The 10,695-nt window shown below is 65.6% G+C and carries 9 protein-coding genes; 5 read left to right on the forward strand and 4 right to left on the reverse strand.

What is annotated here, in order from left to right:
• The first annotated feature begins 190 nt into the window (after positions 1-190).
• From panB to pip, 3 genes are all read left to right on the forward strand, one after another.
• Entirely contained in the window at positions 191-1,066 is an 876-nt protein-coding gene (gene panB, locus ED92_RS00105; protein WP_016331602.1) for a 3-methyl-2-oxobutanoate hydroxymethyltransferase, read from the forward strand.
• A gap of 327 nt (positions 1,067-1,393) precedes the next feature.
• Entirely contained in the window at positions 1,394-2,368 is a 975-nt protein-coding gene (locus ED92_RS00110; protein ID WP_016331601.1) for a hypothetical protein, read from the forward strand.
• An 89-nt stretch (positions 2,369-2,457) separates the two neighbouring features.
• Entirely contained in the window at positions 2,458-3,417 is a 960-nt protein-coding gene (gene pip, locus ED92_RS00115) for a prolyl aminopeptidase (RefSeq protein ID WP_037331939.1), read from the forward strand.
• A 64-nt stretch (positions 3,418-3,481) separates the two neighbouring features.
• On the opposite strand, the gene ED92_RS00120 is transcribed toward pip, so the two are convergent.
• Positions 3,482-4,030 carry a hypothetical protein gene (locus ED92_RS00120; RefSeq protein WP_037331942.1) on the reverse strand — a complete coding sequence of 183 codons (549 nt, stop codon included), beginning with the start codon at positions 4,028-4,030 and terminating at the stop codon, positions 3,482-3,484.
• A 17-nt stretch (positions 4,031-4,047) separates the two neighbouring features.
• Between ED92_RS00120 and ED92_RS41700 the strand changes: the two genes are divergently transcribed.
• Together ED92_RS41700 and ED92_RS00125 are read left to right on the forward strand one after the other, a co-directional pair.
• Positions 4,048-4,398, forward strand: a complete 351-nt coding sequence (locus tag ED92_RS41700) for a helix-turn-helix transcriptional regulator (protein ID WP_235213165.1) — start codon at positions 4,048-4,050, stop codon at positions 4,396-4,398.
• Between the two features lie 369 nt (positions 4,399-4,767).
• Positions 4,768-7,725 carry a PQQ-dependent sugar dehydrogenase gene (locus tag ED92_RS00125; RefSeq protein WP_037331944.1) on the forward strand — a complete coding sequence of 986 codons (2,958 nt, stop codon included), beginning with the start codon at positions 4,768-4,770 and terminating at the stop codon, positions 7,723-7,725.
• 42 nt (positions 7,726-7,767) lie between these two features.
• On the opposite strand, the gene ED92_RS00130 is transcribed toward ED92_RS00125, so the two are convergent.
• The 3 genes from ED92_RS00130 to ED92_RS00140 form a co-directional block, all read right to left on the reverse strand.
• The gene (locus ED92_RS00130; protein WP_037331945.1) at positions 7,768-8,574 is read right to left on the reverse strand and encodes an ABC transporter permease; all 807 of its coding nucleotides are present in this window, start codon (positions 8,572-8,574) and stop codon (positions 7,768-7,770) included.
• A gap of 9 nt (positions 8,575-8,583) precedes the next feature.
• Entirely contained in the window at positions 8,584-9,468 is an 885-nt protein-coding gene (locus tag ED92_RS00135) for an ABC transporter permease (protein ID WP_037331946.1), read from the reverse strand.
• Between the two features lie 76 nt (positions 9,469-9,544).
• A partial coding sequence (locus ED92_RS00140; protein ID WP_037331947.1) for an ABC transporter substrate-binding protein occupies positions 9,545-10,695 on the reverse strand: 1,151 nt, incomplete at its 5' end.

Genomic DNA, 10,695 nt, shown 5'->3' on the forward strand with positions numbered 1-10,695 from the left:
CACAACCCTGTGTGGTTGTCAACGATCATCATCCTCTGGTCTGAATTTCCTCATCCACAGGCGTGACGCCGCGGTGTGAAGCTGGTCGCACGGCCTTGGGAGCGGTATCCGGGCATGTCAGGCTTTGTCCTGTTCAGCTCCACTACCCGGGGACCTCTTCGAGGCCTCGAGGGAAGGACGGTCGACAAGGATGTCTGCCACCGAAAAGGATTCCGGCGAGCTCACCGCTCCGTACGGGACCGGCGCGGCGCCCCAGGCCACATCTGGGAAGAAGGTCCGCGTACATCACCTTCGCGACATGAAGGAGCGCGGCGAAGCCTGGCCGATGCTCACCGCCTACGACATGTACACCGCCGCGCTGTTCGACGAGGTGGGCATTCCTGTGCTGCTCGTCGGGGATTCCGCGTCGAACAACGTGTTCGGTTACGACACTTCGCTTCCGGTGACCGTGGAGGAACTGCTTCCGCTGGTCCGCGCGGTCACCCGGTCGGTGAAGCGGGCCCTGGTCGTGGCCGATCTGCCGTTCGGTTCGTATCAGCTTTCACCGCAGCAGGCGCTGGAGACGTCGGTGCGGTTCATGAAGGAAGGCCGCGCGCACGCGGTGAAACTCGAAGGCGGACGGAAATTCGCTCCGCACGTCGAGGCGCTGACGTCGGCAGGCGTCCCCGTGATGGGACATATCGGATTCACGCCGCAGAGTGAACACAATCTGGGCGGCTACCGCGTCCAGGGGCGCGGCGAAGCGGCCGAAGCGCTGCTCGCCGACGCGCTCGCCCTGGAGGAGGCCGGCGCCTTCGCGGTCGTCATGGAGATGGTGCCCGCCGAAGCGGCGAAGCGGATCACGCACGAACTGAAGATCCCGACCGTCGGCATCGGCGCCGGACCGGACTGCGACGCGCAGGTGCTCGTCTGGCAGGACATGGCCGGGCTTCGACGCGGCAAGACCCCTCGCTTCGTGAAGAAGTACGCCGATCTCGCCGGCGTGCTGGCCGGAGCCGCTTCCGCCTTCGCGGAGGACGTCCGGCGAGGCGAGTTCCCGGCTCCCGAGCACTCGTTCCACGACTGACCGGCCTCTGACCTGCGAAAAGAGAGCAAGGGACCTTTGCTACCACTCCCGGCCGAGGAGGGCGGTAGCAAAGGTCCCTTGCTCTCCGCGCCGTGGTGACCGTGTGGATTTCTGGTCATCTAACGCCCCAAAATCCACACAGTCCGTCAGCGCGGTAGCAAAGGTCCCTTGCTCCCTTTCCAGGCGGTCCTTGCCCGACAACCCTCCTTTAGTCGTTCACGTATATGAACTTCAATCATGTCCTTGACTCTCATTCGTAAAGAGGCTTAACGTCTAGCCCGTCGCCGCCACGACCGAATTTCGATCCCTCGACGAGGAGGACCACGGATGCGTGTTCGTGAGCGGATTCTGGCCGTTGCGGCCGGTGCGGCCCTGCTGTCGACGCTGGCGGCGTACCCGGCACAGGCCGCGACGGTCCGCGTAGGGACTTCGGAGCAGCTCACGGCGGCGCTCGCTTCGGTCACTCCAGGCACCGTCATCGAGCTCGCGGCCGACACGACTTTCACGGGCAACTTCAAGGCGGCGAAGAGCGGCACGTCCAGCAGCCGCATCACGCTGAAGGGTCCGCGAAGCGCGGTCATCAAGGCCTCGGCCGGGCGCACGCTCGAACTGACCGGCAGCTACTGGAACCTGACCGGCTTCACCCTCACCGGTGGTCAGAAGGGCCTGATGGCGACAGGCGTCAAGAACACCGTCGTCGACGGCATCAAGGTCGCCGGTGTCGGCCACGAGGGCATCCATTTCCAGTACACGAGCACCGACAACGTCGTGAAGAACTCAGAGGTGACCGACACCGGCCGCGAGTACGCGGGCTATGGCGAAGGCATCTACTTCGGTTCCGCGAAGGGCAACTGGCCCGGCGGCACGCCCGACCGGAGCGACCGCAACAAGGCGCTGAACAACAAGATCGGCCCGAACGTGCGAGCCGAGTCGATCGACATCAAGGAAGGCACCACCGGCGGCGAACTGCGCGGCAACGTCTTCGACGGGACCGGGCAGAGCGGCGAGCACTTCGCCGACAGCTGGGTGGACATGAAGGGCAACAACTACGTGGTCGCGGACAACCGGGGCAGCAAGGTCTTCGTGCACGACGCGACCTACGGCGGCTTCGAGGTCCATGTCCAGCTCGACGGCTGGGGCCGCGGCAACACCTTCTCCGGCAACACCGCGGACGTGCAGTCCAGCTACGCGTACGGCTTCTATCTCGTGAAGGCCGCGACGGGCAACAAGGTCTGCGCGAGCAACAAGGTGACCGGTGCCGGGAAGGGATTCGCGAACGTGGCCGCCACGGCGGGCTGCTGACGCGACCGAAGACCGGGGGCCCGCTCAGCCCGGCGGCGGGGGCGGGCCCCCACCCTTCGAACACTCGCCAATTCGGGCAGAGTGTTCTTATGGACGACCTGTACCCGCCGATCCAGGTGCGCGCCGAGGGCATGCTCGACGTCGGCGACGGGCACCGGATCTACTGTCAGGAAGCCGGGAACCCGGACGGCAAACCCGTGGTCGTGCTGCACGGAGGCCCTGGTAGCGGCATCTCCCCCATGGCCAGGCGGCATTTCGACCCCGAGGCCTACCGGATCATCCTGTTCGACCAGCGCGGCGCCGGCCGCAGCACCCCGCATATCGGCACGCCGGACGTCGACCTGTCGGCCAACACCCTCTGGCACCTCGTCGCGGACATGGAAAAGCTGCGCGAACGGCTGAATCTCGACCAGTGGCAGCTCTTCGGCGGCTCGTGGGGCGCGACCCTCGCCCTCGCCTACGCCGAAACCCACCCGAGCCGCGTCAGCGAGATCATCCTGCGCGGCGTGTTCACCGTCCGCGGCGGCGAACTCGACTGGATCTACAACGGCGGCGCCGCGAACCTCTTCCCCCGCGAGTGGGAAGACTTCCTCGCGCCGATCCCCGAAGACCGCCGCGACGACCCGCTGTCGGCGTACCGCGAGCTCGTCTATCACCCCGATCGGGCGATCCGGGAACGTGCGGCCATCGCGTGGAGCACCTGGGAAGGCGCGATCGTCTGCCTGCGCCCGGATCCCGCCTTCCGCAACCAGTACGCGTCGCCGGAGTTCGCGGTCACGTTCGCCCGGCTGGCGCTGCACTACTTCTGCCATGGGGCGTGGCTTGAGGAAGGGCAGCTGATCCGGGAAGCCGGGAAGCTTGCCGGGATCCCCGGGGTGATCGTGCAGGGTCGGTACGACGCGGTGTGCCCGCCGGCGACGGCTTACGAACTGCACCGGGCTTGGCCGGACTCGAAGCTGGAGTTGGTGGAAGCAGCCGGGCACGCGGTGACGGATCCGGGGATGCTGGCGGCACTGAGGGAAGCGACGGATTCGTTCCGCATCTCTTAGGACGCCCCTTGCTCATTTCAGGCTATACCGACGCAATTGACCACCTGGAGACGCGCAGACCGTACTACATCTGCTTCACAACTTCGACAGCGACATCAGCTACACCCCGCGGAACCATGAGCACGTTCCGATGAGTCGCATCAGAAAGCCACTCTTCGGATTCATGAAACTCAATCAACTGACGAAACTCCCTACGGTCACGCGGTTCAACAGCCCTGAGCGCATCGTTGAATCTGCTCACCGCCACGGAACCGGCGTGCACCAAGAGCATCAGAACATTTCCGCTATTGTCTTTCGGGATGACAAGCAGATCCGAAGTCGCTTGCGCCATCCCCTCCCCCAAGTCTTCGCCAGGAAAACGCAGCAGAGCCGCATGTGCTGATTGATAGGCACCGTAATCTTCCTTGGCCTTCAAGGAACGAACAATCGCCGCGACACCAGTTGGCCCCTCGTCGCCAGTCACCGAATCAGCTAGCTCGACGTAGCGATTCCAACGACGCTCGGCCTCATCCTGAGATTCGACCTCGTCATCGTCTTGAACGAGGTCGCCACACTCGATGATCTCAATTTTCCAGTTCGACGACACCTGCTCATCATCCCACAGTGCAAGCATCTCGGTAAGATGCAGGGATGAACCAAAGGTTTCCTGAAATCCTACGCGGCCTGATGGACACCCGCAAACTGTCACCCCGAGTCATCAGCCGAGCATCAGCTCGCGCCGAATCGACCATTCGACAGCTGCTGAATGGAAATATTCCGCCATCACCCGACATAGTGAGAGACATCGCTCCGGCGTTGCAAATTCCCGAAGCGGACTTGCTCGTAATTGCAGGCCTCGAAACGAGCGGGCCCACAAGCCACGGCAAACCCTACCGCAATTCAGCTCAAATCGGGGAGCTGGTTTCAATAGCAAGCTCGCTTGCAGATGAACAAGTTCGACTACTGCTTGACTTTGCTCGCAACCTGAAAGCGGAGATCTGACGCCGCGCGACGTACAACCTCGACATCGTTGATGTCCCTCAGGAAACCGTCACCACGCTGAACCAGCCGTGGTCATCGAGATCGAAGTAGTTCAGCGGGGCTCACGAGCCGTACTGGGCTCGAAGCTGGAGCTGATGCGAACACCGGAGCACGCGGCGATGGAGCCTGGGGATGCGCCGTTGACATGCGAATGGCCGATGACAAGCCGGGTTCAGACCAATAGCGTTCCCTGTGATCATCGTCCTTGGGGGGATCCGGGTGTCTTGATCGTCGCGTGGCACCATGCCGTGGCCGCGACGTACCTTCGCTTCGGCCTGCGCGCGATCTCACGCCGACGGGAGCCCTCTTCGTCCGAAGAAGGCACGTCCCATGCGTATTCGAAGATCCATCGCCGCCGCGGCGGCCGGCTTGACCGCTCTCGGCGTCACGGTCGTCACGGCGCCGGTCGCCTCAGCGGCACCGGTGTTACCGGACGGGTTCGTGGTGCTCGACCTGCCGTCCGGGCAGCAGCCTGGTGAACTCACCGACGCGGCGTACCTTCCCGACGGCAGCGTCTTGACCACTGGCAAGAGCGGCTCCGTACGGTGGACGTCGGCAGGCGGGCAGTCGAACGAAGTCGCTTCGATTCCCGTCTACACCGGGGGTTCACTCGGTTTGACGAGTATCGCGGTGGCCCCGGACTACGCCACGAGCCGGACGCTCTACACCGCACGAGCACTGACCGTCGGCAGCGGCGACCGCGTGTTTCGGGTCAGCAAATGGCAAGCACAAGGGGCCGATTCGCCCACCGCGCTCATCGACGAGTCGGTGGTCCTCGAGTTCCCCGCGAACTCCGACACCAGGGGAATCCAAGACCTCGCGGTGGATCCGACGGGCAAGGCCATCTGGATCGCGGTCGGCGACAACGCCACTGACGGCACTGTCGACCCGTTCGCCCTGCGTGCGCTGGATCCGAACCAGCCCACCGGGAAGATCCTGCGTGTGGACCCGAGCGGACTCGGCGTCGCGGACAACCCCTTCTACGACCCCACCGAGCGCGCCTCCTGGCGAAGCCGTAACTACTTGAGCGGCCTGCGGGATCCGCGCGTCGCGCTCGACCCGCGTGGCGGTGTCGTGGTCACGGACACCGGCCGGACCGCACCTCACGAGGTGAACATCGCGTTCCCCGGGCAGAGCGCGAAATGGCCGTGCTGGGAAGGGAACTCCCAGACACCCGGCTATCAAGCCCTTCCCGGGTGCGCCGGCATCACGAACACCGCGCCGCGGTTCGAGATCGGCCAGAGCGCCGGCGGCACGGTCAGCGGCGCCATCCGGTACAGCGGGGAGTCGTACCCCGAGACATACCGCGAACGCCACTTCGTGGCCGATAAGGGCGCGGGAACCCTGTCGACGTTCAGATTCAACAGTTCGGCGGAATCCGTGAACTCGCCCGCCGTCTTCGCCTCCGCGCTGGGGAGTCCCGTCTCGATCACGACAGCTCCCAACGGCGACATCGTGCTGGCTGACGCGGACAGCTCGGCTCTCCGTCGGTTGAGCTACCGCCCAGGCAACAAGGCGCCGCTGGCGGACTTCACCACCACGATCGATCCCGCCACGCGCACGGTCTCGTTCGACGCGAGTCTGTCCACGGACCCGGACTTCGACCACCTCACCTATCAGTGGGACTTCGGTGACGGCGGGACCGGCAGCGGACGCACCGTGCGGCACGCCTACGACACAGCGGACGTGACCACCGCCACCCTGACCGTGAAGGACCTCCACGGCGTCGTGTCGAGTTCGAGCCAGACGATCACCCCCGGTATGGCCGGTCCGACGGTCACACTCATCCCTCCGCCGGAGGGAACCGTGTTCTCGTCGCAAGAAACGGTCGCCTTGACCGCGGAATCGGACGATCCCGTCGACGGTCCGATCACCGTCAGCTGGACGGCGGAGAAACGTCGTTGCCCCGCGGACAGCAGCTGTACCGTCACTTTGGTCCGGACCGGCACCGGATCGCCGTTCAAGTTCGATTTCCCGGAGGAGACCGACAGCAGCGTCGTGATCACCGGAACCGTGACGAACGGCCGAAACGTCGTGGCCAAGGCACGCTATGTGGCTCAGCCTCGCCTCGTGCGGCTGACGGTCGTCGGTGACCACCCGGCCCAGATCACCGTCGAACCGGGCCGGAGTGCGAACCGCCTGGTGACCGCCGGCGCTCCGCTGAAGCTCTCGGCGCCGCACACCGCACTCGACGGGGCGGGGTTCCGGCGGTGGGCGGACAGCTTCGGCACCAATACCCACCGGGAGATCCGGATGCCGGCCGGGGAACTCACACTCCGGGCGGACTACCTGTCTCCCATCGAAAAGCGTTACTCGGAGGATTCCGCCCTGCGCACGACGTTGGGCGCCGTCGTCGGTCGGGAGGTCATCGAAAGCCCCGGAAGCTGGCAGGCCTATGCCAACGGTCGGCTCTACCGGGCCTGGCAAACCGGGGTGACCGCCGTCTACGGCCGGATCCACGAGAAGTACATCGCTTTGGGCGCGCATGCCTTTCTCGGCGCTCCGACCGTGGACGAATTCCCGGGCAAAGTGGGGAACGGGCGCTTCAGCCACTTCGCGGGCGGACCGACGACCGGTGCCGGGACGATCTACTGGACACCCGATTCCGGCGCGGCCGTGATCTACGGCCCCATCCGCGAGAAGTGGGTCGAGACCGGATCCGAAGCAGGCGTTCTCGGCCACCCGACCACCGACCAGGCGGCGACCCCGGACGGTGTCGGCCGGTACAGCCACTTCGTCAATTCGTCGATCTATTGGACGGCGGAGACCCGGGCGCACTTCGTGCTGGGCGCGATCCGGGAGAAGTGGAAGGCACTCGGGTGGGAACGGTACTTCGGCTACCCGACCACCGACGAGTCCGTGACCCCGGACGGTGTGGGCAGATACAACCACTTCAGCCAGGTCGGTTCGATCTATTGGACGCCGTCGACGGGCGCCTATGAGGTCCACGGCTGGATCCGCGAACGGTGGGCGGCCGTCGGCTGGGAAAACGGGCTCGGCTACCCGACCACCGACGAGACCTGGACGCCGAACGGCGCCGGGAAGTACAACCACTTCCGCAAGGGGAACGAGGAACACTCGATCTACTGGCGGTTCGGCACCAGCACCGCGTTCGACGTCCGCGGCGCGATCCGCAACCGCTGGCGGCAACTTGGCTGGGAGACCTCGTACCTCGGCTTCCCGACCAGTGGTGAGTACGACGTTCCCGGTGGCAAGCGCAGTGACTTCCAGAACGGCTACATCGTCTTCACCGCCGCGACCGGCGCGGTGGTGGACCGTCGGTACTGAGTGAAAACGCCGGTGCGGCTTTCGAGCCGCACCGGCGTTTTCTCACAGCCGTCCGCCCGACGTCGTGTCGCCGGAAAGCCGTTGCGCCAGATAGACCGGCACCGTCGAGGCCAGGATCAGCACCGCCGCCACGACGTTGACGATCGGGGCCTGGTTCGGCCGGAACAGGTTGTTCAGGATCCAGATCGGCAGGGTCTCCAGCCCGGTCCCGAGGGTGAACGTCGTGACGATGATTTCGTCGAACGACAGGGCGAAGGCGAGCAGACCGCCGGCCAGCAGGGCCGAACGCAGCATCGGGAAGGTCACCAGCCGGAACGTCGTGAGCCCGTCGGCGCCGAGGTCCATCGACGCCTCTTCGAGGTTGCCGCCCATCCGCCGCAGACGGGCGACGACGTTGTTGAACACCACCACGATGCAGAAGGTCGCGTGCGCGACGATCGCGGTGAACAGGCCGAGGTCGATGCCGAGGATCGTGCGGAAGGCGTTGTTCAGCGCGATACCGGTGACGATACCGGGCAGCGCGATCGGCAGGATGATCAGCAGCGACACCTGGTTGCGGCCGAAGAAACGGTACTTCTGCAGCGCGAAGGCCGCCATCGTGCCGAGTACCAGGGCGATCGCGGTCGCCGCGAGTCCTGCTTGGACACTCGTGCCGAGCGCGTTGAGCGCGCCTTCGTTCTCCGCGGCCCGGCTCCACCATTCGAGGGTGAAGCTCGACGGCGGCCAGCCGAAGGTGGTGTCCGCGTTGAACGAGTTGAGCAGGACCACAAGCAGCGGGAAGTAGATGACGCCGAGGCCGAGCACCAGCGCGGCGAGCAGCAGGTATTTGGTCGTCCGGGAAAGCCGCATCGCACGCTCCTACAGGTTGTCCAGCGCGCCCGTGCGGCGCACGGCGGCGAGGTAGGCGAGCATGATCACCACGGGCACGGTCGCGACGGTCGCCGCGAACGGCAGGTTGTTGGCCGCGCCGATGTTGTCGTAGACGACGTTGCCCAGCATCTGCGATGTGCCGCCGACGATCTTCACCGCGATGTAGTCGCCCAGCGACAACGAAAACGTGAAGATCGAGCCTGCGACGACGGCTGGGAAGGTCACCGGCAGCACCACCGAGCGGAACGTGCGGAACGGCCGGGCGCCGAGGTCGCTCGCGGCGTCCACCAACGAATTCGGCAGCCGCTCCAGGCCCGCGTAGATCGGCAGGATCATGTACGGCAGCCAGAGGTACGACAGCGTGATCACGGTCGCGAGCACGCCGTAGCCGGGGGTGTCGAGGCCGAACGGGTTGAGCAGCCAGTGCAGAACCCCGTTGCCGGACAACATGGTCCGCCACGCGTAGGCCTTCACCAGGTAGCTCGCCCACAGCGGGGTCATGACGGCGATCACCAGCAGCCGCCGTGCCCTGGGTGAGGCGAATTTGGCCATGTAGAACGCCATCGGGAAGGCGATGATCGCGGTGACCACCGTGACCAGCGCGGCGATCCCGACCGTCCGGAGGGTGATCGTGCGATACACCGCGTCGCTGAACAGGGTGACGAAGTTGTTCAGCGACCACTCGGTCACGACCTGGCCGGTGAAGACGTCGGTGCTCCAGAACGCGGTCACGAACAACGCGGCCAGCGCGCCGAGGTAGGCCAGGCCGAGCCACAGCATCGGCGCGGAGAGCAGGATTCCCAGGCGCAGCTTGGGTTTGCGGTACAGGTAGGCGGAGGCTTTCCGCCTCGGTGAATCGAGGGTGGTCGTCATCGTCTCCACCAGGTGTGGGATGGGACCGGGAGCGGCCGGCGTGGGGGGCCCACCGGCCGCTCCCGGAGTCGGGAGGTCAGCCCTTGATCTCGGTCCAGGCGCGGGTCCACTCGCCGTAGTCCTTGCACTTGACGTCGGTGCGGCCGTCGAGGCACTGCGTGATCGGCGTCGTCCAGTACTGGATCTTCGAGGCGTACGCGGCGTCACCGGCGTGGTAGGTCTCGCAGTGCTTCTTGTCCTTGGTTTCGGCGCACGCCTTCGGGTTCGACGGCGATTCACCGAAGTACTCGGCGACCTGGGCGTTCGCCTTCGGGCTGACGATGTGGTTCAGCCACTTGTAGGAGCACGTCTTGTGCGGCGACTTCGCGCCCACCATCCAGGTGTCCGACCAGCCGGTCGCGCCTTCGGACGGCAGCACGGACTCGACCGGCGCGCCTTCGCTCTTGGTCAGGTTGACCGTCACCTGCCAGGCGGTGCCGACGACGGCGTCGCCGCTCTTGAGCGCCTGGCTTTCCTTCAGGTAGTCCGACCAGTACTCCCCCACCATCGGGCGCTGCTGCTTGAGCAGGTCGACGGCGGCCTGGAACTGCTTGTCGTCCAAGGCGTACGGGTTCTTGATCCCGAGTTCGGGCTTGTGCGTCTGCAGGTACAGCGCGGCGTCGGCGATGTAGATCGGCGAGTCGTAGGCCGAGATCTTGCCCTTGTACGGGCTGTTCGCGTCGAACATGACCGACCACGACGTCGGCGCCGGGGTCACCTTGTCGGTGCGCCAGGTGAGCAGGTTCGCGCCCCAGCCGTGCGGCACGCCGTAGGACACGTTGTTGACGCTGTTCCACGGGCGGTTCTTGAGGAAGTCGAAGACGTCGGCGTAGTTCGGGACGAGCGCGGTGTTCACCGGTTCGACGTCGCCGGACGCGATGAGCCGCAGCGAAGCGTCACCGGAGGCGGAGATGACGTCGTACTGTCCGGTCTTCATCAGGCTCACGGCCTCGTCGGAGGTGCCGAACGCCTTGACGTTGACCTTGCAGCCGGTCTCCTTCTCGAAGCCGGTGACCCAGTCGACGGCCGGGTCGTTGGAGCCGTTCTCCGCGTAACCGGGCCAGGCCAGCACGTTGACCTGGCCTTCCGGCTGGCCGAGCTGCGCGAGCGCGTCGAGCTTCGGCGGGGTGAATCCCTGTCCACCGGGCGCGGCGGCGGTCGAACTGGATCCGGACGTTCCGCAGGCGG

The organism is Amycolatopsis sp. MJM2582, from assembly GCF_000754115.1.
Classification (GTDB): Bacteria; Actinomycetota; Actinomycetes; order Mycobacteriales; family Pseudonocardiaceae; genus Amycolatopsis; species Amycolatopsis japonica.

Coding starts and splice junctions, on each gene's coding strand:
- panB (WP_016331602.1), top strand. CDS start 191: ATGTCTGCCACCGAAAAGGATTCCGGCGAGCTCACCGCTCCGTACGGG.
- ED92_RS00110 (WP_016331601.1), top strand. CDS start 1,394: ATGCGTGTTCGTGAGCGGATTCTGGCCGTTGCGGCCGGTGCGGCCCTG.
- pip (WP_037331939.1), top strand. CDS start 2,458: ATGGACGACCTGTACCCGCCGATCCAGGTGCGCGCCGAGGGCATGCTC.
- ED92_RS00120 (WP_037331942.1), bottom strand. CDS start 4,030: ATGCTTGCACTGTGGGATGATGAGCAGGTGTCGTCGAACTGGAAAATT.
- ED92_RS41700 (WP_235213165.1), top strand. CDS start 4,048: ATGAACCAAAGGTTTCCTGAAATCCTACGCGGCCTGATGGACACCCGC.
- ED92_RS00125 (WP_037331944.1), top strand. CDS start 4,768: ATGCGTATTCGAAGATCCATCGCCGCCGCGGCGGCCGGCTTGACCGCT.
- ED92_RS00130 (WP_037331945.1), bottom strand. CDS start 8,574: ATGCGGCTTTCCCGGACGACCAAATACCTGCTGCTCGCCGCGCTGGTG.
- ED92_RS00135 (WP_037331946.1), bottom strand. CDS start 9,468: ATGACGACCACCCTCGATTCACCGAGGCGGAAAGCCTCCGCCTACCTG.